The following is a 25,565-nucleotide window of genomic DNA, read 5'->3' on the forward strand; positions in this document are numbered from 1 at the left end:
AAACCGCCGCCCAGCCTTGATAGGATGCGGGGGTTATGTCTCTAAGTAAATTTGGGAATATGGTCGCATTAGGCGCCACTACTTCATTACAAGACTGAGGTCAGGTCTGTACACACGTTAACTATTGCTGCCTGTCAGCAAGGGAGGAAGCTGTACCATGACCGGAATCTTCCAGAGCCTGCCACCCTGGTTATGGTTCGTTATCGCATTGATTGCGCTGTTTCTGGCGCGCAAGCCTGTTCATCAGGGCATTCTCGCCCTGGCCCGTTTCTTTCATCAGTCCCTGCGTCTGGGGGCCAACGCGGTCGCTGCCGCGGAGGGCCGTTTGCAACTGCGCAATCGCGAGGTGTTGCTTGCCGCCGGGCGCGAGGCCACCGAGCGGCATATCGAACGTGAGTTCGATCGTATCGAAGGGGCCATGAAAAAGGAGCTGGCTCAATACCCGGCACTGCACCGCAGACTGTGCGAACAGCTTACTACCATCGACGAAGACTACGTGCGCAGCGCTGAAGTGCCGCCGGAGCCCACCAACTGGGCCAAGGCCATCAAGGCGGTCGCCGAGATTCCGGCCAAGCAGGATCCGGTGGTGGGCGATGTACTGGAGACCATTCACGGTTCAATGCGCAAGGCCGAAGGCAAGGCGCTGGAGGCTTACCGGGAGTCCGCCCGTGAGCGCCACCAGTTGCTCAAGCGGATGATGCCCGCGTGGCGTTCCATCCTGAAGAGCCTCGGTGCGGTGAATAAAACCGTCACCACGGTGCAGCAGCGGGCCAAGGTGGTGGATGGCCATATGGATCGCTACGAGGAAATCCTGCAGGGCAGTGATCGGGCCCAGCGTATGCTGTCTTCGTCTTCCCTGAGCCAGTTTTTTATTTCCGCCTTTGTGCTCGCCATTGCCGTTGGCGGTGCGCTGATCAATTTCCACCTGATCGCACGTCCTATGACCGAAATGGTGGGCGGCACCAGCTATATCGGCAGTTTCAAGATCGCGGATATTTCCGCACTGGTGATCATCCTGGTGGAGATCACCATGGGGCTGTTTGTGATGGAGTGCCTGCGGATTACACGTCTCTTCCCTGTGATCAGTGCGCTTAGTGACAAGGTGCGTACACGGATGATGTGGGCGGCGTTTACGCTGCTGTTCTTCCTCGCTACCGTCGAGGCCGGACTCGCCTTTATGCGCGAAATCCTGATGCAGGAAGATTTGGCGGTTAGTGCCCAGTTGCGCGGTGCGGAAGTGGTTGCTGCAGAGGGCGGGGTTTACTGGATCACCACTGCGGCGCAGATGGGCATGGGCTTTATACTGCCGTTTGCGCTGACATTTGTAGCCATCCCGCTGGAGAACTTTATCGCTTCCACACGCACGGTTATCGGGGTTGTTGCAGCGTTCACCCTGCGCTTGATGTCAGTGGTGTTGCGCCTCGCCGGTACCGGAATGCTGCGTGCGGGCACACTGCTGGTTAGGGTATACGACATCGTTATCTTCTTCCCCTTGTGGCTGGAGGCGCGTTTCTTGGGTTGGCGAGAGCAGGTCGCAGCGAAGGCGAAGGCGGAAACACCCGAGGTGGCTACCAAGCCCGCCAAGAAATCGACATCCAGGCGGGGTGGCAAATCCTCCAGCAAGACTGCGACCACTTCCGAAGCGACATTACAGGAGCAGCCATCATGAAAAAGTGTTTGTTGCTTGTATTGGCCGTTGTCTCGACGCTGGTGCTGGCCAGTTGTGGTGAGCCGGTAGCGCGCAACCAGGGGGTATATATGTTGATCGATACCTCCGGTACCTATACCGAGGAGCTGGGCAAGGCCCAGCAGGTGATCAACTTCACCCTGGCGCGATTAAATCCCGGGGATACATTTGCCGTAGCCAGTATCAATACCGGCAGTTTCAGCGAGAAAAACATCCACGCCAAGGTTACGTTTGACGATCGCCCCAGTGTCGCCAACCGCCAGAAGCGGGCCTTTCAGCAGAGTATCGACGCTTTTGTAGAAAGCGCGCAGCCGGCAGCCTACACGGACATTACCGGCGGTCTGTTACAGGCGGTGGAATTTCTCAACGAAAAGCAGCCCGGCCGCAAAACCATCCTGATTTTTTCCGACCTCAAGGAAGAGATCAAACAGGGCTACAACCGCGATCTGCCGCTGACCTTGAACGGGTTTGACCTGGTTGCCCTGAACGTGACCAAGCTCAGCAGTGACAATGTCGACCCCAGCGAATACCTTGGCCGCCTGCAGCATTGGCAGGAAAAAGTAGAGGAGGGCGGTGGCAGCTGGCGGGTAGTCAACGATCTGGAGCGGCTGGAAAAAATTCTACCGTGAGCCTCCCTTGAACCAGCCCGCTCACTGGCTGCGCCCCCGACGCCCGCGCCCGCTGGTCATCGCCCATGGTGATGATCGCGGGCGCGGCCTGTATCCGGGCAACACAATGTTGTACCTGCGTAAAATGGTTGCGTTGGGGGTGGATGCACTGGAGATAGACCTCAACCTCACCGCCGATGGCCATCTGGTATTGATCCACGACGGCACCCTTGAACGTACAACCGATGGCAGCGGCGAGGTGGGGGATAAATCACTGTCCGAATTGCAGGGGCTCAACGCCGCTTATCATTGGTCGGCGGATGGGGTGCACTACCCCTATCGTGATAATCCGCAGCCGCTGGTCACCATCGATGAGGCGTTTGCCGCATTCCCGCATACCCCGATGATTATCGAACTCAAGGACGACCAGGGGCGGGCAGCCGAGGCGCTGGCCAATGCGATAAAGTCGGCCGGACGAGAGGACAGTGTGATCGTTTCCTCGTTCCACCTTGGGGTAATTCGCAAGTTTCGCAGCCTGTGTCCGCGGGTGGCCACGGGAGCAACGCTGCCGGAAGCGTTGCTGTTTTACGCCGCACACTGCGTATTTGCGGAAAGGTTCCTGAAGCCGAAATTTAATACCATGCAATTGCCACCCAGTTATTACGGGTTGCCAGTGTTTACTCGAAGGTTTTTGCAGGCGGCGCGGCGTTGCGGCTTGCATCTGGCCGTGTGGACGGTAGACAAAACCGAGTCCATGCATAAGTACATCGCGTTGGGTGTGGATGGTATTGTCACTAACCGCCCTGATAGATTATTGAAAATCCTGGCCTGATAAATCTGGAAAGTCGCATGTTCAAGCGTTTGTTACTGGTCATTTTACTGGCACTGATGGTCTTCGTCGGCTGGCGCTATCTGGCTGCGCGTCCGGCGCCGGACACTGGGCTGCAGTTCCCGAGTTATCAGAGTGAGGGCTTCCGGCGGCCGCTGGTGATCTCCCACGCGGACGATTCCGGGCAGGGGCTCTATCCTGGGAATACACCGGTATTCCTGCAGCAGATGGCGGCGATGAACGTGGACGTGCTGGAGATGGACGTGCATGCCACCGCGGACGACGAACTGGTGCTTATGCATGATGATACCGTCGACCGCACGACCGACGGCGAGGGTGCAATTCGGGATAAGACCCTGGCGGAGCTCAGGGAGCTCAATGTTGCCTACAACTGGAGTCAGGACGGCAGCAGCTATCCCTACCGTGACAATCCCCAGCGTATCCTGACCATTGATGAAGTGTTCAAGGCCTATCCGCGCTACGCCATGGTGGTGGAGCTGAAAACGCCGGACGTTGAAGCCGCTCGCGCACTTTGCCGCAAGTTGAAGGCGTTTAACAAAAGTAACCTCGTCATTGTTTCCTCGTTTCACCAGGGGGCCATTGATGCGTTGCGCGAGGAATGCCCGCAGGTTGCCACCGGTGCGGGTTCCGATGAAGTCCGGCTGTTTGCCGCGGCCTCCAAACTGCACTTTTTTCGCCTGCTCAGCCCCCGCTACCAGGCCCTGCATATTCCCACGGACTACGATGACATTACCCTGATCGACCGGAACAGTGTGCATCAGGCACAGGATCACGGGGTGCGGGTGGATGTGTGGACGGTAAATGATGAAGCGGAAATGCGCCGGCTGATCGAACTGGGCGTCGACGGCATAATGACCGACAGGCCCGACCGCCTGATAAAAATTATTCAAGAACTACAGGAGTTTCAGGAGATGAGCCAATGAAAAAATCTTTTCTTGCCAAAGTGTTGACCGTCGGACTGTTCGCCGCAAGTGCGATGTCGGTGCAGGCCCAGCGGGATTTCTCCAAGGTGGAAATCGAGCCCCAGCCGGTAGCGGAAAACCTGTACATGTTGACCGGGGCTGGTGGCAATATGGCTCTGTTTGCTGGCGACGACGGTGCTTTTCTGGTGGATGACCAGTTCGCCCCCCTGAGTGAAAAGATTCTCGCGGCGGTGGGTAAACTGACCGACAAGCCCCTGCGTTTTGTGGTCAACACACACTGGCACGGCGACCACACCGGCGGTAACGAAAATCTGGGCAAGGCCGGTGCATTGATTGTGGCCCACGAAAATGTGCGCAAGCGCATGAGTACTGAGCAGTTCACCAAACTGTGGGACCGCACTACGCCTCCCGCTGCGGCGGGCGCGTTGCCGGTTATCACCTTTACCGATGCCACCACTTTTCACTGGAACGGTGACGAAGTACGTGTCCAGCACGTGGGGCCTGCGCATACCGATGGCGATTCCATCATCATTTTCAAAAATGCCAATGTAATCCACATGGGCGACACCTTCTTCAATGGCAGCTACCCCTATGTGGACCTGTCCGCGGGGGGTAGCGTCGATGGTGTGATTACAAATGCGGCGCGGGTGCTCGAAATGGCGGACGACAAGACTCAAATTATTCCTGGCCACGGGCCGCTTACGGACAAGAAGGGGCTGCAGGAATATCACGACCTGCTTGTGCGCCTGCGCAACAAGATCAAGACATTGGTGGATGCGGGTAACTCCAAAGAGCAGGTCATTGCGGCCAAGCCTACAAAGGAGTTTGATGAACATTACGGGCAGGGTTTTATGAAGCCGGATATCTGGACGGGCATCGTGTACGACTCGCTCAAGCAGCAATAAATCAGGCCCCAAAACACGTGGCCCCAAAAAACCAGGCCTCAAAAGACAATGAAATGAAAAAGGGCAAAGCACGGAGAGTGCTTTGCCCTTTTTTTGTTTTCGGGGTTTGTCGGGGAGCCGATCAGCTGGTTGCTGCGGCTCCCGAATCTGCCGCCAGCTGGTCGTTCTCCTTGTGCGGATTTTTTATCCGGAACCAGGCTGCATAGAGCGCCGGCAAAAATAGCAGCGTGAGCGCGGTGGCCACAATGAGCCCGCCCATGATCGCCACCGCCATGGGGCCGAAGAAGTCACTGCGAGATAGCGGAATCATCGCCAGTACCGCGGTGAGTGCGGTCAGCACAATCGGGCGGAAGCGGCGCACGGTAGATTCCACAATGGCGTCCCAGGGCACAAGCCCCTGACGTATATCCTGCTCGATCTGATCCACCAGAATCACCGAGTTACGCATGATCATACCCGCCAGGGCAATGGTGCCGAGCATGGCGACAAAGCCAAACGGCTGGTTGAATAGCAGAAGGAACAGAGTGACCCCGATAATCCCCAATGGCGCGGTGAGAAATACCATCGCAGACAGGGAGAAACTGCGCAGTTGCAGCATCAGCAGGGTAAACACCACAAAGATAAACAACGGCATGCCGGCATTCACTGAATCCTGCCCCCGTGCGGACTCCTCCACACTGCCGCCCACTTCCAGGAGGTAGCCCGGCGGTAAGCTGTCGCGCAATGCCTGAAGCTGAGGCCGGATACTGGCGACCACGGTAGCGGGTTGCTGGGTGCCGTAAATATCGGCGCGCACGGTGACCGTGGGCAGACGGTCCCGGTGCCAGATCACCCCTTCTTCAAAGCCGTAGTCGAGTGTGGCGATCTGGTTCAGGGGCAAGGACTTGCCCGTGTCCGTCTGCACCGCCAGGTTGCCCAGCTGTTCCAGTGCCTGGCGTTCCCGCTCCTGGCCACGCAGGGCTACGGCGATCAGTTCATTGTCTTCCCGGTATTGGCCGACGGCGGTGCCGGACAGTGAGCCCTGCAGCGCGCGCGACAGGGAGGCGGTGCTAACACCCATTTCGCGTGCACGGGCCTGATCCACTTCCAGTTTTACCACCTTGCTGGGCTCCTCCCAGTCCAGGTGGACATTGGCTACGTCTTCGTTGCCACGCACCACGGCGGCCACTTCGCGGGCAATACGACGAGCCTCGCTGATATGCTCACCGGAAACCCGGAACTGCACCGGATAACCCACCGGCGGTCCGTTCTCCAGCCGCGATACCCGCGTTCGCACCGCCGGGAACTGTTCTCCCAGGGTGGAGATCAACCACCGGCGCACCTGCTCCCGCTCTTCCACATTGCGGGTCAGCACCACAAACTGGGCGAAGCTGGCGGCGGGCAACTGCTGGTCCAGCGGCAGATAAAACCGCGGTGAACCGGTGCCGACATAAGCCACATAATTCTCGATCAACGGGTTCTGTGACAGCAGCTCCTCCAACCGCAGCGCCTGCTCCTCTGTGGCGTGCAGCGACGCTCCCTCGTTCAGTTTCAGATCCACCATCAGCTCCAGGCGTGCGGAGGAGGGGAAGAACTGTTGCGGTACAAAGCGGAACAGGAAAATCGAGCCTGCAAAAACCACCACGGTCAGCAGCAATACGGTTTTGCGATAGTGCAGGCACCAGTTGAGTATGCGGCGGAAGCGCTGGTAGAAGGGCTTGCTGTAAGGATCTTTCTCGGTAGCGCCACTTGTCGAAGCGTTGCTGGAAGGGTCGTGGCCGCCATGTTCCGGCAGCAGGCGGTTACCCAGGTAGGGCACAAAAATGACCGCCGCCACCCAGGAGGCGAGCAGGGAAAGCGTCACCACCTGGAAAATGGAGCGGGTGTATTCGCCGGTGCCGGATTGCGCGGTGGCAATGGGCAGGAAACCCGCGGCGGTGATGAGTGTGCCGGTCAGCATGGGGAAGGCGGTACTGGTCCAGGCAAAGCCTGCCGCTTTTAGTCGGCTCAGGCCCTGTTCCATTTTGATCGCCATCATTTCTACAGCGATGATCGCATCGTCCACCATTAGTCCGAGGGCGAGCACCAGGGCGCCCAGAGAAATCTTGTGCAGACCGATGTCAAAGTAATTCATCAGCGCGAAGGTCATTGCCAGCACCAGCGGGATGGACAGCGCCACTACCAGTCCGGTGCGAAAGCCCAGTGAGAAAAAGCTCACCAGCATCACAATCACCAGTGCTTCGATCAGCACTTTCACGAATTCGCCCACGCCACTTTTTACCGCTGCCGGCTGGTCGGATACCTTGCTCAGGGTTAGCCCCACCGGCAGATCCTGCTGCAGTGTTTCCACCGCGGCATCCAGCCTTTCACCCAGCTGCAGAATATCGCCGCCGGATTTCATCGACACCGCGATACCGATGGCATCCTCACCCATAAAGCGCATGCGCGGTTGCGGCGGATCACTGAAACCGCGCTCTACATTGGCAATGTCGCCGAGGGTTAACGTGTGGCCGTTAGCGTGGATAGGGAACTGGCGGATTTCGTCGACGCTGCGGAACTGGCCACTGATGCGGATGCGCACCCGGTCGCTGATCGCCTCCACAATACCGGCGTCGGCCATCTGGTTTTGCGCCTGCAGCACGGACTGTACTGCGGAGAGTGGAATCCCCAGGGACGCCAGCTTGGCATTGGAAATTTCGACCCAGACTTTTTCATCCTGCAGGCCCAGCAGTTCTACCTTGCCCACGTCATCGACCCTTTGCAGTGCCAGCTGCAGCCGATCGGCGTAGTCCTTCATCAACGCGTAGTCAAAACCCTGACCGGTCAATGCGTAGATATTGCCGAAGGTAGTACCGAATTCGTCGTTAAAAAATGGACCCTGGATATCCGCAGGCAATGACTGGCGAATATCACCCACTTTTTTCCGCACCTGATACCAGAGGTCGGGGATTTCCGCGGAGCGCATATCGTCGCGAGCCACAAACATGACCTGGGACTGGCCCGGGCGGGAAAAGGAGGTGATGCGCTGGTAGTCACCGGTCTCCATTAACTTCTTTTCGATGCGCTCGGTTACCTGGCGGGAAACTTCCTCGGCACTGGCGCCGGGCCACAGGGTGTTGACCACCATAACCTTGAAGGTGAAGGGAGGATCTTCACTTTGTCCCAGCTGGGTATAGGAGATGGCCCCTATCAGACCTAGCACCAACATGGTGTAAAGCACCAGCGGTTTATTTTTCAGCGCCCACTCGGAGAGATTGAATGACATCTTGGTGTGTCCGTGAATACAGGGGATTTTTACAGGCTCTTTTTAAAAGCTGTACGCCAGGCTTAAAAGCTGTGCGCCAGGCGGTCGTCGGATTCGATCGGCCGGTTATGGCGGTCCACCGGGCGCACCCGCTGTCCTTCACGAACGAGCTGGGTTCCGGCGGAGAGTACCCAGTCTTGTGGTGTAAGACTGGAAATCACTTCTGCATATTCATGGCCGTAATTCGCCACGGTGACCGCGACCTTGTGCAGGGTGAAAGTCTCCGGGGCCATGCGCCACACGTAGGCCTCAGCACCGTCTGCAGTAATCGCCGACATGGGCAGCCGCTGGGTGGGGCGGCTTGCGCTGGTGCGGGCATATACACGGGCACTCTGGCCCAACTGAGGCTTGCTGTTGGCGCTGCCGTCCAGTGAGAACGCGACCCGGGCTTCAAAGGTGCGCAGCCCCGATTCTGCGGCGGGGGAGAGTTCCCGCACCTGGCCGCGAATCGGCGTGCCCGGTTCGGACCAGAGTTCGATGGTCACCGGCTGGCCCACGGCGAAACGCGTCACTTCATGTTCTGGCAGGTCGATACGGACTTCGCGCTCACCGTCGGCGGCCATGGCAAATACCGCTTGGCCGGCGCTGACTACCTGGCCGGCATCGATGCTGCGGCGGGTGATCACGCCATCGCTGGGCGCCTTCAACACGGCGTATTCCGCCTGGTTATCGGCGACCTTCCACTGGGCACGGGCGCGTTCCAGTTGCGCGACGCTGCTGTCGTGGCGAGTTTTCACCGCATCGAACTGGGATTCGCCGATCAGCTTCCGCTTCAGCAGGTCGCGGTAGCGTGTCAGTTCATTAGCGGCATTGCGGCTCTCGGTCTGTGCGGCTTCAAGTTGCGCTCTCGCCGCATCCCGCTGGAGTTGCAGGTCTCGGGCATCCAGCTCCGCCAGCGGCTGCCCCCGCTTGACCCAATCTCCCACCTCTACCAGGCGGCGGGTTACCGCGCCCCCCACACGAAAGGCCAGTGTCGGCTCGTGCCGCGCACGCACCTCACCCGGGTAGACGGCCAGTTGGCTGTCGGTAACCGTGGGATGGACCACGATGGCGGGTCGCGGGGGCTTGGCTTTCTCGGCCTCCGGGGCCGAACAGGCGGTCAGGTTAAGCAGGGTGAACGTGAAGACCAGCGTGGCTGCCAGCCTGAGAGTGGGTACACGGCGCGAGAGGAAGCTTTTCATAAATGCCTCGTTCCTTGTGGTTCGCGGGTTGCGGCGGCACTTGGGGGTGGGGATGGCGGCGGAAACTGGTACAGTTGTCTGCCATACCTTGCCAGTGCAAATTGCTATACTGGCGAGTATAGTAAGTATATTAAACTCGTGAGTCCACTAATTCGGTGGCGGCGAGCGCGTGCTTCAACGTTGATTGCGTGAAGTGCGACATAACGATGATGACGACCCATGAGCGAATCCATTTCTACCAGTTCCGTACCCGCCAGCCGTGGCCGCCCCAAAGACCCCGCCAAGCGGCAGGCCATTCTGGAGGCCGCCAAGCACCTGTTTCTTGCCCATGGCTTTACCGGCACCAGCATGGATGCCGTGGCAAGTGAAGCCGGGGTGTCCAAGCTCACGGTGTACAGCCATTTCTCCGATAAGGAGACCCTGTTCTGCGCCGCTATCGAGGCCAAGTGCTGCAGCCAGATGCCGGTGGTGATGTTTACCCTGGAGCCGGGCATGCCGGTGGTGGAGATGCTGCACAAAATCGGCGAGGCATTTCTGGAAATGCTCTACCACGAGGATTCCCTGAGGCTGATGCGCCTGATCAGCGCGGTGGGCGCCCAGGACCAGACCATGGCCAACCTGTTTTACGAGGCAGGCCCGATGCGCACACGCAACGAGATGATCCGGTTCCTGAATCGCGCCTGCGAGCTGGGACAGTTGCAAGTGGCGGATACCGAACGGGCCTCGGAGCTTTTCTTTGGTATGTTGCAGGGCGGCTGCCGACATATTCAGATCATGCTGGGGTGCAGCGAGCCTCCAGCCAGGTCAGAAATCCGTGAGCATGTGGCGGAAGTGGTGCGGGTGTTTGCGCGGGCGTATGGCACCGCGTAAGCCATGTCCATTACCTGGCGATAAAAAAGCCCGCGGGGAAAAATCCGGCGGGCTTTTTTTTTGTGCAAATTCTGTCAGGTACGTATCTTGTAACCGGTGCGGAATATCCACCAGATGCCTGTCATGCACAGCAGCAGGAAAAACAGGGTCATACCCAGGCTGATGCCCACGTTCACATCGGCAACACCGTAAAACGCCCAGCGGAATCCACTGATCAGGTAAACCACTGGGTTGAACAGGGTCACCTTCTGCCAGAACTCCGGCAACATGTTGATGGAGTAAAAGGCACCGCCGAGAAAGGTCAGCGGGGTGATCACCATCAGCGGGATAATCTGTAGTTTCTGGAAGTCGTCCGCCCAGATACCGATAATAAAACCGAACATGCTGAAGGTGACTGCTGTAAGAATAAGGAATCCAATCATCCAGAAGGGATGGGCGATTTCATAGTCCACAAAAAAGCGCGCGGTGATCAGGATCAGGATGCCAATAATCACCGATTTGGTAGCCGCCGCGCCCACATAGCCGGCGACAATTTCAAACGCGGAAACCGGCGCAGACAGTACCTCGTATATGGTGCCGCTGAATTTTGGAAAGAAAATGCCGAACGAGGCGTTGGAAATACTTTCACTGAGCAGTGACAGCATGATCAGGCCGGGAATAATAAAGGCCCCGTAACTGACACCCTCGATATCGCCAAGACGCGAGCCGATCGCGGTACCGAACACGATAAAGTACAGGCAGGTGGAAATCACTGGCCAGGCAATACTTTGCATCAGGGTGCGCGCAGTGCGGGCCATTTCAAATTTATAGATGGCGCGGATACCGTAAACATTCATCATCAATCCCCTTATCCGGCCTGCTGGCGTTCATTCTGGCTTTGGTGCACCAGGTTGACGAAAATTTCTTCCAGTGAGCTTTCACTGGAGTGCAGGTCCTTGAATTCAATGCCCTGTTGATTCAGTTGCCGCAGCAGTTCGGCAATACCGGTATGCTCGCGCTGGGTATCAAAGGTAAAAATGAGCTGGTTGCCTTCATCGGCGACTTCCAGTGCGAATTCGCTGAGGCTCTCGGGGAGTGCGGTAACCGGGTTCTGAAGGTGAATGGTCAGCTGCTTCTTGCCCAGCTTGTGCATCAGGGTGTGTTTTTCCTCCACCAGTACCAGCTCGCCGTGATTGATGACACCGATACGGTCGGCCATTTCCTCGGCCTCCTCGATGTAATGGGTGGTGAGAATCACGGTCACACCGTTTTCGCGCAGACCGCGTACCATCTCCCACATATCCCGGCGCAATTCCACGTCGACACCTGCGGTGGGTTCATCGAGGAACAGGATGCTGGGTTCGTGGGAGAGTGCCTTGGCGATCATCACCCGGCGTTTCATGCCGCCAGACAGCGCCATAATGCGGCTGTCTTTTTTATCCCACAGGGAAAGTTGGCGCAGGATCTTCTCGATATATTCCGGATTTGGCGCTTTGCCAAACAGCCCGCGGCTAAAGGTTACGGTGCTCCACACACTCTCGAAGGAATCTGTGGATAACTCCTGGGGTACCAGGCCGATCTTGCTGCGGGCCGCACGGAAGGCGCGCTGGATGTCGTGTCCATCGGCGGTGACCGTTCCGGTGGTGGGATTGACGATACCGCAGATAATACTGATCAGGGTGGTCTTGCCAGCGCCATTCGGGCCTAGCAGGGCAAAGATTTCACCGCGATGTATCTGTAGGTCGACGGACTTGAGCGCGGTAAATCCTCCGGCATAGGTCTTGCCGACGCCCTCGATAGAAATGATCGGTTGCACGCTTCCCCCTTGTTGGTAGTGCGTATCGCAAAAATTGCGGCACATTGTGCCCCGAAGCGCGGTCGGCGCGCTAGCGGGGGCGTGGGAAAGGCATGCAGTGCGGGATTACCATTCGAAGATTTTGTTGTAGAAGGCGACTGCACCCTCGTAGGCATCGTTAGCGGCTTCTTCGTTGTAGGCGAGAGGAATGCCAAACTTTTCGCCGCGGCCGGTGGCAGCAGGGTTGGTAAAGCCGTGCTTGGCACCGGGGTAGCTGATGACGTCAAAGCGCACGCCGGCGGACTGCATTTCCTGCACAAAGTTCGCCACCTGCTCGGCGGGGATCATGTCGTCGTCACCACCGGTGTAAACCTGGATCTGGGCTTTGACATCGCCGGGCTTGATTTTCACGTCGGTTTCCAGAGCACCGTGGAAACTGACCACGCCTTTCAATGGCAGGCCGAGTCTAGCCATGGTCAGTGAAACGGCGCCGCCGAAGCAGTAGCCCTGGGCGGCGATTTCACCGGTCAGGACGGTTTCGTGATTGTTGATCAGATCGAGTGCGGCCTTGAAGCACTTGAGTGCTGCACCCTCGGTTTCGATCGTTTTGTTCATCAGCGCGGCGGCGTCGTCAGGGTTGTCTGCGCCCTTGCCGGTACCGTACATGTCGAGGGCAAAGGCAGTGAAGCCTTCGGCGGCCAAACGCTCGGCTTCTTCCTTGGTAAAGTCGTTCATGCCCCACCATTCGTGGACCAGAAGGATGGCGGGCCGTTTGCCCTCGATGCTTTCATCGTAGGCCAGGTAGCCGGTAAAGGATTCGCCGTCGATGGTGTATTCGATTTCTTCGGTGTGCACTACGCCCTCCTTGAGGAATGCTTGGTCTTGGAAATGGTTTGTCAAGGGTAGATGGGTGCTGGATTTGGTGCAACGGGCAGTGGGGCTTGGGGAGTGCTGTGGCGGCACTTTGCCTTCGCTTTTGACTCTATCGCTGCATATTCGGCTGGCGATACGTAGAGTCCTTCGGCGGAATAATGTCTCCATCCTCATCCAGCTCCGGAAATGCCAAACCGTGTTTCTCGCAATACTTGACCATTTTCGGATGCATCCAGCGAAACAGAATATCTTTGATTGCCGGATCTTCCTCGTCGAGCACCTTGTTATCGTACATTCCCGCCTTGGTGCGCTGGTGCATGGCCTCCTGCAGAATAATCGCCGCGGCCACACTCACGTTGTAGCTTTCCACCATACCGATAATGGGGATGGTGACGTGGTCGTCGGCCTGCGCTGCCGCATAGTCGCTGAGGCCTTGTTTCTCGGCACCCATGATGAGGGCAAAAGGTTTGGTGTAGTCGGCTTCACGGAAGTCGATGGCGCGGTCGGACCAGTGGGCGGCGTAGAGGTGCATGCCGCGGCTCTTGAGTTCGGCCATGCCGGTCTCGATATCGGGGTAGACGGCATTGCCGGTAAACCGGCCGCTGCCGCCGGCGGTGTTGTGATAGAGCAGGTGGCCGTAGCTGGGCTGTACCATGTGGATTTCAGGGATGCCGACGGCATCGGCGGTGCGCAGCATGGCAGAAATGTTCTGGCCCTTGTGTACCTGGTCGGTTAACAGGGTCATGTCGTGCTGGCGCTGGCGGAGCACCTGTTTGAATTTCTCGTAGCGGCTGCGGCTCATGGTACTTCTATCATGTTCGGTTTTCGGGGTGCCGCGGATTATAGCATTGGAGCGTGGTGGTACCTGCTTAGATAGTTCAGTAGCGGCCAAGCACCGGGTATGGGGTTTCAGGACCGAGCTAGGCGCCCCCCTGCAAGTACATCCATGTAAGCTGCGTCGGCGCCGTCCATGGCGCCGACGCTCCTGAAACCCCATACCCGGCACTTGACCTTCGCGTTGGAGTTCTTATAGCTCGACTAGTGAGTAGTGTTCTACTTCGGGGAATGGATTGTAGAAGTGGTGGAGAAGGGCTTTCCAGTCTTGGTATTCGGGGGATTTTCGGAAGCCTTCGGTGTGGTCCTCTAGCTTTTCCCAATTTACTAAGAGGATATAGCGGCCTTCTTTTTCCAGGCACTTTTGCAATTGGTGGCTGACATAGCCTGGTATTGAAGAAATGATGTTCTGCGCTTTCTTAAAAGCATCTTCAAATTTTTCATTCTGACTGCTTTTAACGTCGAGAATTGCAACCTCAAGAATCATACTACCTCCTTGTATTTAACAAAGCCGCCTGTGAAGAACATAGGGGTTTTAAGCGAAGGCAAAGTGCTGGGTACGGGTTTTCAGGAGCGTCGGCGACAGGACGTCGCCGACGCAGCGTACAGGGATGTATTCACAGCGGTCCTGAAAACCCGTACCCAGTACTTTGCCGCTACCCAAGCGACTTAATCGGGGCCACTAAGTTATGCCAGAGGGGCAGTAAAAGGCTCAACAGTAACCCAGTCCCCGGTCTCACAGTCTCCGCCCTCCCGAGGCAAAACAACAAAACAATTTGCCCCGGCAAAGCCAGAAAGAATGTGGCTCCCCTGAATACCTCGAGTCTCAACTACCTGAATCCCGTCCTCATCGAGATAGGTGAATCCACGCTGATAATCCGTCCGCCCTGGCTTTTTACGAATATTGTTTAGCAATCGCGCACGGAGTTGTAGCGGAGGCTGACGGCGTTGTTCGGAGGTGCCGCGTAACTTTTCCAGTGCGGGAACAACCAGCTGGTAAAGGGTAACGATGGCGGAAACCGGGTTGCCGGGGAGGCCGAAGAACAGGGCTTCGCCATCTGGTTTGGGAAGTCGGCCGAAGGCGAAAGGTTTGCCCGGTTTAATCGCGAGTTTCCAGAAATCGATTTCACCAAGTTCCTGTAAAACCGTTTTGGTGAAGTCCGCTTCACCGACGGAGACACCGCCGCTGGTAATCACAAAATCCGCGTTGTCCCGTGCCTGTACAAATGCCTCGCGGATTTTTTCTGGCTTATCCGGCCAGCAGCCCAGGTCCAGGATATCCACATCCAGCTGCTCCAGGGCGGCCTGAAGCGCGATGCGATTGCTATCGTAAATATCGCCATCGCCCAGATCGGATACCGGCGTGCCAATGGGTTTTAGCTCATCACCAATGGACAGCAGGGCAGCTTTGAGTTTGCGCAGCACCGTCACTTTGGCAACACCGACGCCGGCCAGTAGTGCAATGTGGGGGACTTTGATTTTACTGCCGACCGGTACAAGGCTTTGCCCGGTGTGTACGTCTTCACCGCGGCGACGAATATTTTCGCCAATTTGCGCAGGTCGGCGCATGGTGAGTTGATCGCCAGCGAGTGTGCAGTTTTCCTGCATCTGAACGCGGTCGGCGCCCTCGGGTACCGCAGCGCCGGTGGTGATGCGGGTAGCCTGTCCGGGTTCCAGGGTACCAGCAAAGGGGTGACCGGCGAGGCTTTTGCCGATTATGGTATAGCTCGCATGGTCGCCACTGAGTGCATAACCGTCCATTGCAGAGTTATCGCACGGGGGCAGGTCCAGGGCGGCCAATACAGGCTTGGCCAGAACGCGGCCACAGGCCTGACTCAAAGGAATGGTTTCCGTCGCCGTAATCGGGCTGATGCCGTCGATCAGCATCTGCTTGGCGGCTTCTACGGAGCGGAGGCCATTTTCTGCACAGGCGTCTGACATAGGCTTGCCTTATTTTCTATCTGCTCGAACCGCAAGATAGCCGGCTGAGGAGGGTTCTGCCAAGTACTAGCCTATCGCAATCGCGAGATTGGTATTCAGTAGTGCGGATATCTCCGGCTTGCAGGAACCACAATTGCTCCCACAGCCCAGTAACTCACCCAGCGCATCCACCGTCGCAGCCCCATCGGCAATGGCTGTCTCGATTTCCTTGCGGGACACCTGCAGGCAGGTGCATACCATCTGCGCACCGGCGGGGACGTTTTGCAGAAGTAGGGCAGGTGTTTCTGGAAGGGGGTTATTGAGCGCGTCTTCCAGAGTCTTGCGATCTGGCAGCGCTTGCCAGTCGTAGGTGGTGAATACCAGCAGTTCCAGTTGTTCGCTATAGAGCACCCAGCGCTCGCCGGTGGGCAGTTGCAGGTGCTGGCGGTTTAGCGGCTTGGCGTTCAGGGAGAGCAGGCTGTTGGCAATGCCTTGCCAGTCTGGCTGCTTTTTCAGGGCCAGTTCGAAACGGTATCCGCCTTCCACGGGTACGCGGTACCAGTGCTGGATGGTGTCGAACAGCGGTTTCTCACCGGCCTGCAGACGGCTGTGAAGTTCCTCGGCTGCCTTGGTACGCAGCAGCACACACGCGTAACCTTGGGCACTCAGGGGCTCCACCTTGACCGCCACCTGTTTCAGTTCCGGCTGGCCGGAGAATGGATCTGTGAAGGGAATAGCCAGTGCGCTCACGGTGGCGTTGTGAGCAAGACTGTCGCTCCAGTGGATGGGGGCAAACAGTTGGCCGGGTTTCTGACTGGCAGTGACACGTGCGCGGCCAAAAAATTGACCTTTCTCGCTCTCCACACGCACCAGCTGCGCGTCCTCGATACCGAACTTTTGCGCCTCCTGCGGGTGCACATGCAGTTCTGGCGCTTCGCTGTGGTCGAGCAGCTTACGGGCACGGCCAGTGCGGGTCATGGTGTGCCACTGGTCTCGCAAACGTCCGCTGTTCAGCACCAGCGGATATTCGTCGCGGGTTTCCTGTTCAGGGCGTTGGGGATCCACGGCGATAAAGCGCGCGCGGCCATTGGGAGTGTAAAACTCACTTTCACTGAACAGCCGCGCAGTGCCATCGGGGTTGGATGCGTTGATCGGCCACTGCACCGGGGCGAGGAAGTCGTACTGCTGGTCGCTGATATTAGCCAGCGCGGAAATATCAAAGGCGCGGCGGGCCTGTTCCTGGTTGTTTTCGAATCCGGACAGGGCCGCGTGCTCGCGAAAAATCTCCGCAGGCGTTGAAAAATTGAAGGCCTCGGAAAAGCCGAGGCGGCGGGCCACGTCGCAGATAATTTCCCAGTCGTGGCGGGCTTGACCTGGTTTGGGGAGAAAGCTCTTCTGCCGGGAAATCCGTCGCTCGGAATTGGTGACGGTACCGTTTTTTTCGCCCCATGTGGTTGCGGGCAACAGCAGATCGGCACACCGGGCCGTGTCAGTATTCGCCACACAATCAGAGACGATCACCGTGGGGCATTTTTTCAGGGCTGCAGCCACACGGCGTGCATCCGGCATGCTGACGGCCGGATTGGTGGCCATGATCCACACCGCCCTGATCTGGCCACTTTCCACCGCATTGAAAAGATCCACCGCTTTCAGCCCCGGCCCCCGTGCCATCTTTGTGGCATTCCAGAAGCGGCCGACGCGATCAATATTGTCCTCGGTAAAATCCAAATGTGCGGCCAGCATATTCGCCAGCCCACCCACCTCACGTCCGCCCATCGCATTGGGCTGGCCGGTGATAGAAAAGGGACCGCAGCCTGGCTTGCCGATACGTCCGGTTACCAGGTGGCAGTTGATAATGGCGTTGTTCTTGTCGGTACCAGTACTGGACTGGTTGACGCCCTGGGAATAAAAACTGATGGTTTTTTCAGTGTTGGCGAATAGCTCGTAAAATTCGAGCAATTGCTCCAGCTCAACGCCACAGTAATCCGCCACCTTTTCTGGCGTCCACTCAGCGGCCGTGTAAAGGGCGTCGGTAAAGTTTTCCGTATGGCCGTCGATAAATGCCTGATCCAGTGCGCCGAATTCTGCAATGTAGTGCAGCAGGCCATTGAACAGCGCCGCATCGCTGCCCGGCGTGATCGCCAGGTGCATGTCCGCCATTTCACTGGTAGCGCTGCCGCGAGGGTCAACCACCACCAGCTTCGCACCTCCGGCCTGCATTCGCTGGAACAGAATCGGGTGAGTCCAGGCCGCATTGGAACCGATTAGTACTACCAGCTCCGCCTCGTCCAGATCCTCATAGTTACACGGCACCGCATCCGCGCCGAAAGCGCGCTTGTACGCAGCTACTGCTGAAGACATGCACAGTCGGGAATTGGTATCGACATTGGCCGTGCCGATAAAACCTTTCATCAGCTTGTTAGCAACGTAATAGTCCTCCGTCAGCAACTGCCCGGAAAGATAAAACGCCACCGAATCCGGCCCGTGTTCATCGATCGTCTCGCGAAACCTCGACGCGACATAATCCAGGGCCGTTTCCCAATCACAATCTTCACCGTGCAGACGTGGCTTCAACAGACGTCCATGGTTGCCGAGCGTATCCGCCAGAGATGAGCCTTTGACACACAGCTTGCCCCTGTTCGCTGGGTGCTGCTCGTCCCCCTGAATGCGAATAACCGCCTCGCCAAGCTCGTCAATACCGGGTTGCAGCTCCTGAGTCGCCGCCACCCCACAACCCACACCGCAGTAAGGACAGGTGGTGCAGGACCTACGCGCCGAGAACAGTTCTGTTAAAGCCATTTTTCACTGCTTGTATCTTGTGATTTCCGGAACCTACTGATCGATTTTGATCAGCACATAATCGCCATCAAAGGCCACCGGGAAAGAAGCCAGCTTGATATCGCTCTCTTCCAGACATTGGCCGTCGGTTAGGCGGTAATGCTGCTTATACAGCGGCGAGGCCACGGTCAGCTCACCATCGATTTCCGCCACAAGGCCGCGGCCGATGACACCGGCGTTGGCGATTGGATCCCAGTTGTCGATGGCGTAAAGCTGGGGTTCCTGTTCGGGTAAAAAAAACAGGGCAATCTGTTGATCGCCCACAAGAGCACACACTCCGGAATTGGCTACAAGGTCTGATCGCTTGCAGACTTGCAGCCACTCGGTGCGGGTTATGGCAACTTCGCTCATTCTGGTTCTCCACATATTCATGGCAAGAGTAGAGGGATTAATAATGCATAATTCTTTGCTAGTACTTTGGTCACTGAAGGTATATGTGAAGGTGGAGCGCCGGGTTTAAGGTTTCAGGAGCGTCGGCGACAGGACGTCGCCGCCGCAGCGCCCATGGATGGGTTTACAGCGGTCCTGAAACCTTAAACCCGGTGCTCCGCCGCCACCGGTCCCAGACTGAAAACTATGCCGGCTCGGCAATCTTGACGATTTCTTCCTGGGTGGCGGGGCGACGCTGTTTGCGCTCTTCCACGAATACGATTTTCTCGTCTTTCTCGTCGGTGTTCACAAACTGGCGGAAGCGTTTCAGCATTTCCGGATCATTGATCGCAGTCTTCCACTCACACTGGTAAGTGCCGACCACATTGCCCATCTGGCGCTCCAACTCTTCACAGATACCCAGCTTGTCCTCGATCACCACCTCACGCAGGTAATCCAGACCTCCCTCCAGGTTCTCCAGCCACACCGAAGTCCGCTGCAACTTGTCCGCCGTACGCACATAGAACATCAACACCCGGTCGATATATTTAATCAGCGTCACATCATCCAGGTCCGTCGCAAACAGATCCGCATGACGGGGGCGCATACCGCCGTTACCACAAACGTAAAGGTTCCAACCGTTCTCGGTGGCAATTACACCGATGTCCTTGCTCTGGGCTTCCGCGCACTCACGGGTACAACCGGAAACCGCCATCTTGATCTTGTGCGGCGAGCGCAGGCCCTTGTAACGGTTCTCTACCGCGAGCGCCATGCCCACACTGTCCTGCACCCCGAAACGGCACCAGGTACTGCCAACGCAGGACTTAACGGTGCGCAGCGACTTGCCGTATGCGTGGCCTGTCTCGAAACCCGCATCGGTCAGCTCGCGCCAGATTTCCGGCAACTCTTCCAGGCGCGCGCCGAACAGGTCGATCCGCTGTCCGCCAGTGATCTTGGTATACAGATCGTATTTCTTCGCTACCTGGCCGAGCACGATCAGCTTTTCTGGTGTGATCTCACCACCGGCGATGCGCGGAACCACGGAATAGGTACCGTTTTTCTGCATGTTCGCCATAAAGGTATCGTTGGTATCTTGCAGGCCAACGTGGGGCTTCTTGTGGATATGTTCGTTCCACAGAGAGGCGAAGATGGAAGCGGCCGTGGGCTTACAGATTTCGCACCCTTTACCAGAACCGTGCTTGTGCAACAGCTCGTCGAAGGTTTTGATTTGCTCCACCTGCACCATGTGGAAAATTTCCTGACGGGTGTAGGGGAAGTGTGGACAGAGGTCGTTGTTCACTTCCACACCCAGAGCGGCCAGCTCGGTATCCACCACATTTTTCAGCAGTGCGGAACAGCCGCCACAGCCCGTAGCGGCCTTGGTGCAGTCTTTGACTTCATCCACAGAGCAGCAGCCACCCTGAACCGCACCGACAATGTCGCCCTTGCTCACATTGTGGCAGGAACAGATGGTGGCAGTGTCTGGTAGTGCGTCTGCGCCCAGCGCCGGGGCGGCGCCGTCCAGCGCCGGCAGGATCAATTGCTCCGGGTGTTCCGGTAGATCCATATCGTTTAGGTGGTACTGCAGCAGGGTATCGTAGTCACCGGTGTCGCCCACAAGAACCGCACCGCGCAACTTCTTGCCCGCGCTGTCGGTAATCATGCGCTTGTAAACGCCGGTCTGTTCGTCGACGAAGGTAATTGCCGCGGAACCTTCCGCACGGCCATGGGCATCGCCGATAGAGCCAACCTCTACGCCCAGCAGTTTCAGCTTGGTGCTCATATCCGCGCCGTTGAATTCTGCCGCCTCGCCACACAGCAGTGAAACAGCGGTGCGCGCCATGGTGTAGCCGGGGGCCACCAGGCCGAAGATAAAGTTGTTGAACAGCGCGCATTCGCCGATGGCGAAAATATGCTTGTCGGAGGTGCGGCAGTGGTTGTCCACCACAATACCGCCGCGTTCGCCCAGTTCGATGCCGGCGGATTTCGCCAGGCTGTCTTCCGGGCGGATACCCGCGGAGAACACGATCAGGTCAGTATCCAGAGACTTGTCGCCCCTGAAGCGCATGCGCAGGCGGCCGTCGTCCATCTCCTTGATCAGCTCGGTGGCGGTGCTGGTGTGCACGGTCACACCCAGCGCTTCGATTTTTTCCCGCAGCAGTTTGGAGCCGCCTTCATCCAGCTGTACGGACATCAGGCCGGGGGCGAATTCCACCACGTGGGCTTCCAGGCCCAGTTGCTTGAGCGCGTTGGCCGCTTCCAGTCCCAGCAGACCACCGCCCACCACCACGCCCACCTTGCCATCTTCGGCGGCGGCCTGGATCTTGTCGAGGTCTTCGATGGTGCGGTAAACGAAGCACTTGTCGTGCTCGTGGCCGGGAATTGGCGGCACAAACGGATAGGAGCCGGTAGCCAGCACCAGGTGATCGTAAGCCTCGGAAGCACCGCTGGCGGATGTCACGATTTTGTTTTCGCGGTCGACCCTGACGGCGGAATCGTTCAGGCGAAGGTCATAGCCCCAATTCCGGTACTGCTCTACCTTGCCCATGGCCAGGTCTTCGGCGGTGCGGCCACCAAAGTATTCGGAAAGGTGGACTCGGTCATAGGCGGGGCGGGGTTCGGCGCAGAATACCAGCACATCGAACAGTTCCCGCTCGGGACGATTTGCAAGTTGTTCCAGGAAGTGGTGCCCCACCATGCCGTTGCCGATAACGACAATTTTTTGCTTAACCATAATCTCTGCCATTTGAACCTGATCAGTTCGACAGAAGAAAAGCATCGGGGAGCCGGGGAAGCGAAAGGCTGCACGGGCATCCCTCTTCTGTCGAAGAGTGTCAGGCGCCGTTGCCTTGCTAAAAGAATTTCGGATTGTGACTAAAGGTATTCAATCTCTGTGCCAATCCATAAACCTGGCGATAAAAGGGGCGAGACCGCAGGTTATGGGCAGTTCACTGTTGAATTGGCATGGTGAGTTGTAGCAAGTTGGTGCGTCGGCTGCGTTTTTGCCTCATTGAGGAGCAAAGAGTGTTGAAGTACGGAAAATTTGGACTAAAGGAAGTATAAAAGGTGCGAGAGTATCGCTAGCGCGGCGACCACCTGCCAGAACAGCAGCGGGTTGCGTTCCATTAGTGGTGGCTTTTCTTTGTTGATAAAGTTGCTATTCGGCGTGTTCAGGTCCTGCACGAATTCCGACAGTGCCGGATAGCGATTTCGTGGGGCCGGCGCACAGGCGCGTCTCAGTGCTCCGTCAATCCACTCGGGGAGATCTTCCCGGTGCTGGCAGGCGCTGAGGTAGCGCATGTTCGCGTAGCTTTTCAGGTGGTAGGGATTGCTGCCAAATCGCTCCTTATAGGGGTAGTGCCCTGTGAGCAATTCGTAGGTGATGACCCCGAGAGAGAAAATATCCGAGCGGTGGCCGGCTGCGTCCCGCATAAAATATTCCGGCGCGCAGTAATTCTTGCTGCCGGGCGGTGCACTGTCCTGATAGCGCAGTAGCTCCTGCAATCCTGCCGCATTGGCTCCCCCCAGGTCGATCAGCTTCAAACGGCCGGCGGTATCCACCATGATGTTTTCCGGCTTCAAGTCGCCGTGTACGATCTCCAGGCGCTGCAGTCGGCGCAGGGCGCTCACCAGCTGCTGTACCAGATTGCGCACCTGGTCCAGCGGCGGATGCGGGTTCAACTGCATCCACTGTCGCAGATTCTGACCATCGACATACTCCATCACGTGGTACAGGAACCTGCGCTCCCCACGTGGAGGGAACACCTTGACGATGGCCGGGTGCTCGAGCCTGCGCCCGGTCCACTCCTCGGCGATAAACCGCTCAATATAGGCCGGGTCATCGATAAAGTTTTCCGATGGCGCCTTCAGTGCGCGCATCGCACCGGATTCCATATCCCTTACCAGGTACAGGTAACTGCGACTACTTGCATGCAGTTCCTGTAGTACCTCGTAACCGTCGATCTTGTTTCCCGGCCGTAGTGGTGGGGGAAATGGCAGATCACCTGTCGCCCGTACCAGATCGTCTGCCTCTGGTGCGTCCAATACATTCACCCGACACACCGCAAGGCTGAGATTGTCCAGACTGCCATTTTCCAGCGCCGCTGCCAGCAGTGGCTGCGCTGCATCCAGTTGATGTTCACAAAGCAACTGTGTGAACTGTTTATGCGGTAGGAAATCATGGATCCCATCGGTTGTTACACAAAACAGGTCGCCCGCTTGCAGAGGCTCCTGCCGGTAATCGACCTCGATATGTGCATCCATGCCTAACGCCCGCCCCAGGAACGTCCGCCCAGGCCCCAGGGTGCGGCTGTGATCCCGGGTCAGGCACTCCAGCTGCCCATCACGCAGCCGATAAATTCGCGAATCCCCAATATGAATCAGGTGTGCCGTAGCTCCCTTCAGCACGACCGCCGAAAAAGTCGTCAACCAGCCCCTTTGAACCTCATCTGCACCGCCGCTTTGCCGATAGAGCCAACTGTTCAGCGCCTGCAGTACTTTCGCTGCCGCCTGCTTTACCGACCAGGAATCCGGCGTGCTGTAATAGTCGGAAATAAACCCACTGACCGCCGCCCGCGCTGCCGCACCTCCAGCCTCCGCACTACCCACCCCATCCGCAATCGCCGCCAGCGAACCCCGGTAGCGCCGCTCACTACCGCTCGCCCGGTATACCGCCACCGCATCGTCGTTGTAGGTACGCTGACCACAATCGGTTGCCGTAACAAATTCCAGTTTTTCGGAATTGGAAGCCTGTTGATCGGAGTGGATCACAATGTTGGTTTCGCAGGTGATATTCAAAATAGGTGGCTAGTAATTTGAAGGTTGATGTAAAGCCGGGTACTGGTAAGCCTTTGCAGGACTGTCTGCGAGAGGGATCTCGCAGCCAAGCCCCCATGGATGGGTTAACGGCGTGTCCTGTAAAGGCTTACCAGTACCCGGCGCTCCGGAGCTGAATCCGGAGCACGACAGAAATAGAGATTCAGGCTACGTCAATCAGAGAAACACTACCGTCAGGCATAACCTCGGCCATCTGTCCTTCCGGCTCCTCCAGGAACAGCAGCGTAACAAACCCAAGTACTGCCGTACCCGCAATCACCAGGAAGAACGTCTGATACGAGACCATGCTTAGCACGGTCAGGTAGAACACCGCCCCCACATTCCCGTAAGCCCCGGTCATACCCGCAATCTGCCCGGTCAGGCGACGCTTGATCAGCGGTACCACTGCAAAAACCGCGCCCTCTCCGGACTGCACAAAGAAAGAGCACGCCATCGCCGCCGCCACCGCCAGATACAGCGGCCATTCGCTGTCGATCATACTCATGGTCAGGTAACCCAGTGCCAGGCCGGCCGTCAGAATCAGCAGGGTGCTCTTGCGTCCGAAACGGTCACTGATAATACCGCCCGCCGGACGTGACATCAGGTTCATAAAGGCATAGGCCGAAGCCAGCAGACCCGCCTTCACCGGATCCAGGGTAAAGGTTTCAGAGAAAAATAGCGGCAGCATGGAAATAACCGCGAGCTCGGAACCAAATGTAGCGAAGTACAAAATGTTCAACACCGCCACCTGCTTGAATTTATAGCGGTGAATGGGCTCTGGCAGCTTCACGAAAATGGCTTTATTGATGTCGTAACACTTCTTCACATCAAACACATAAAGCACCACCAGAGCCATATAGATCACCACGGCTACCGGCATCGCCAGCATACCCACACCCGCCGGAGACAGCTTCCAGGTCAGTAGCGCGAGTGCCGCGTACATCGGCACCTTCATGAGCAACAGCAGAGCGAAGTCAGACGGGCTGGAAACCTCCATACCGCCGATTTTCTTCGGCTTGAAGTAAGTGCCACCTTTCGGGGTGTCGGTAACAGAGCGGAAGTAAATCACGCTATACACCAGCGCAATCACCCCGGTAATACCGATGGCATAGCGCCAACCGTCTTCACCACCAAACAGCAGTGCAATGGTGGGCAGGGTCATGGCACCGGCAGCGGAACCGAAGTTGCCCCAGCCACCATAAATACCCTCGGCAGTGCCCAGCTGCTTGGCCGGAAACCACTCCGAAACCATACGGATCCCAATGACAAAGCCCGCGCCGATAAAACCCAATAGAAAACGGCCGATGGCCGCTGCGGTAAAACTGTCCGCCAGGGCGAAAATAAAACACGGAATACTGCCAAGGGCGAGTAGTAGAGAGTATGTGAGGCGCGGACCGTATTTATCGGTCAGCATGCCAATGATTACCCGTGCGGGAATCGTCAGTGCCACATTCAGGATCAACAGGGTTTTAATCTGCTCGGAAGTCAGAGACAGACTGTCGGCAATCGCCATCAAAAGCGGTGCATGATTGAACCACGTAAAAAACGTAATAAAGAAAGCAATCCAGGTGAGGTGTAGCACCCGGATTTTCCCCTTGAAGGAGAATAGGTTTAACGAATCACTGGACATAAGAGTATCCCGTCAGTTTGTATTCTGGATCAGCCTGGGTTTGTTGCGGCAAGGTCCCAAAATGCGGGCATAAAAAAAGCCCACGGGGCAACCTGGCTGCCGCCGGTGGACTTCGTTGTCCTTTTAACTCGATGTGGCCTAACTCGATGTAGCCGGAAACTCGTTCGGGCTCTTTAACGTAGCTGTGTCTGCGATTTAGTTATTC

General features: G+C 57.3%; 19 protein-coding genes. 6 read left to right on the forward strand and 13 right to left on the reverse strand.

What is annotated here, in order from left to right:
- Positions 1–157 precede the first annotated feature (157 nt).
- Genes LC059_RS01115 through LC059_RS01135 form a run of 5 tightly spaced genes read left to right on the forward strand, consistent with a single transcriptional unit; the run spans position 158 to position 4,973 of the window.
- Entirely contained in the window at positions 158–1,669 is a 1,512-nt protein-coding gene (locus LC059_RS01115) for a hypothetical protein (RefSeq protein ID WP_226701991.1), read from the forward strand.
- Entirely contained in the window at positions 1,666–2,316 is a 651-nt protein-coding gene (locus LC059_RS01120) for a VWA domain-containing protein (RefSeq protein WP_226701992.1), read from the forward strand. Before LC059_RS01115 ends, LC059_RS01120 begins: the two co-directional genes overlap by 4 nt.
- 7 nt (positions 2,317–2,323) lie before the next feature.
- Entirely contained in the window at positions 2,324–3,127 is an 804-nt protein-coding gene (locus tag LC059_RS01125) for a glycerophosphodiester phosphodiesterase (protein ID WP_226701993.1), read from the forward strand.
- 17 nt (positions 3,128–3,144) lie between these two features.
- Positions 3,145–4,068, forward strand: coding sequence for a glycerophosphodiester phosphodiesterase (locus tag LC059_RS01130; protein WP_226701994.1), 924 nt, complete (start codon positions 3,145–3,147; stop codon positions 4,066–4,068).
- Positions 4,065–4,973: an MBL fold metallo-hydrolase gene (locus tag LC059_RS01135; protein ID WP_226701995.1), complete on the forward strand. Its 909-nt coding sequence runs from the start codon at positions 4,065–4,067 to the stop codon at positions 4,971–4,973. Before LC059_RS01130 ends, LC059_RS01135 begins: the two co-directional genes overlap by 4 nt.
- Positions 4,974–5,094: 121 nt before the next feature.
- Here the strand turns inward: LC059_RS01135 and LC059_RS01140 are convergent, their stop codons facing one another.
- Positions 5,095–8,217: an efflux RND transporter permease subunit gene (locus tag LC059_RS01140; RefSeq protein WP_226701996.1), complete on the reverse strand. Its 3,123-nt coding sequence runs from the start codon at positions 8,215–8,217 to the stop codon at positions 5,095–5,097.
- Between the two features lie 62 nt (positions 8,218–8,279).
- Complete coding sequence (locus LC059_RS01145) at positions 8,280–9,437, reverse strand: efflux RND transporter periplasmic adaptor subunit (RefSeq protein WP_226701997.1); 1,158 nt, start codon at positions 9,435–9,437, stop codon at positions 8,280–8,282.
- Positions 9,438–9,656: 219 nt separating this feature from the next.
- On the opposite strand from LC059_RS01145, the gene LC059_RS01150 reads away from it, so the two are divergent.
- The gene (locus tag LC059_RS01150) at positions 9,657–10,307 is read left to right on the forward strand and encodes a TetR/AcrR family transcriptional regulator (protein ID WP_226701998.1); all 651 of its coding nucleotides are present in this window, start codon (positions 9,657–9,659) and stop codon (positions 10,305–10,307) included.
- A gap of 74 nt (positions 10,308–10,381) precedes the next feature.
- Here the strand turns inward: LC059_RS01150 and LC059_RS01155 are convergent, their stop codons facing one another.
- The 11 genes from LC059_RS01155 to LC059_RS01205 form a co-directional block, all read right to left on the reverse strand.
- A complete protein-coding gene (locus tag LC059_RS01155) occupies positions 10,382–11,143 on the reverse strand; it encodes an ABC transporter permease (protein ID WP_226703162.1) in 762 nt (253 codons plus the stop codon).
- An 11-nt stretch (positions 11,144–11,154) separates the two neighbouring features.
- Positions 11,155–12,102, reverse strand: a complete 948-nt coding sequence (locus LC059_RS01160; RefSeq protein ID WP_226701999.1) for an ABC transporter ATP-binding protein — start codon at positions 12,100–12,102, stop codon at positions 11,155–11,157.
- Positions 12,103–12,207: 105 nt separating this feature from the next.
- On the reverse strand, positions 12,208–12,936 hold the full coding sequence (locus LC059_RS01165) for a dienelactone hydrolase family protein (RefSeq protein ID WP_226702000.1): 729 nt from the start codon (positions 12,934–12,936) through the stop codon (positions 12,208–12,210).
- Positions 12,937–13,063: 127 nt separating this feature from the next.
- Positions 13,064–13,756 carry a tRNA (guanosine(18)-2'-O)-methyltransferase TrmH gene (trmH, locus tag LC059_RS01170; RefSeq protein ID WP_226702001.1) on the reverse strand — a complete coding sequence of 231 codons (693 nt, stop codon included), beginning with the start codon at positions 13,754–13,756 and terminating at the stop codon, positions 13,064–13,066.
- Between the two features lie 225 nt (positions 13,757–13,981).
- On the reverse strand, positions 13,982–14,275 hold the full coding sequence (locus LC059_RS01175; protein WP_226702002.1) for an antibiotic biosynthesis monooxygenase family protein: 294 nt from the start codon (positions 14,273–14,275) through the stop codon (positions 13,982–13,984).
- 200 nt (positions 14,276–14,475) lie between these two features.
- On the reverse strand, positions 14,476–15,729 hold the full coding sequence (glp, locus tag LC059_RS01180; RefSeq protein WP_226702003.1) for a gephyrin-like molybdotransferase Glp: 1,254 nt from the start codon (positions 15,727–15,729) through the stop codon (positions 14,476–14,478).
- A 66-nt stretch (positions 15,730–15,795) separates the two neighbouring features.
- Positions 15,796–18,507, reverse strand: coding sequence for a nitrate reductase (locus tag LC059_RS01185; RefSeq protein WP_226702004.1), 2,712 nt, complete (start codon positions 18,505–18,507; stop codon positions 15,796–15,798).
- Between the two features lie 33 nt (positions 18,508–18,540).
- Positions 18,541–18,897 (reverse strand): nitrite reductase small subunit NirD, encoded by a 357-nt coding sequence (gene nirD, locus LC059_RS01190; protein ID WP_226702005.1) that lies wholly within the window; start codon positions 18,895–18,897, stop codon positions 18,541–18,543.
- Positions 18,898–19,120: 223 nt separating this feature from the next.
- Entirely contained in the window at positions 19,121–21,649 is a 2,529-nt protein-coding gene (nirB, locus tag LC059_RS01195; protein WP_226702006.1) for a nitrite reductase large subunit NirB, read from the reverse strand.
- Between the two features lie 314 nt (positions 21,650–21,963).
- Complete coding sequence (locus LC059_RS01200; RefSeq protein WP_226702007.1) at positions 21,964–23,685, reverse strand: protein kinase domain-containing protein; 1,722 nt, start codon at positions 23,683–23,685, stop codon at positions 21,964–21,966.
- Positions 23,686–23,893: 208 nt separating this feature from the next.
- Positions 23,894–25,360, reverse strand: a complete 1,467-nt coding sequence (locus LC059_RS01205) for a NarK family nitrate/nitrite MFS transporter (protein ID WP_226702008.1) — start codon at positions 25,358–25,360, stop codon at positions 23,894–23,896.
- Positions 25,361–25,565 lie beyond the last annotated feature (205 nt).

Source organism: Microbulbifer elongatus (genome assembly GCF_020524885.1).
GTDB classification, from domain to species: domain Bacteria; phylum Pseudomonadota; class Gammaproteobacteria; order Pseudomonadales; family Cellvibrionaceae; genus Microbulbifer; species Microbulbifer elongatus_A.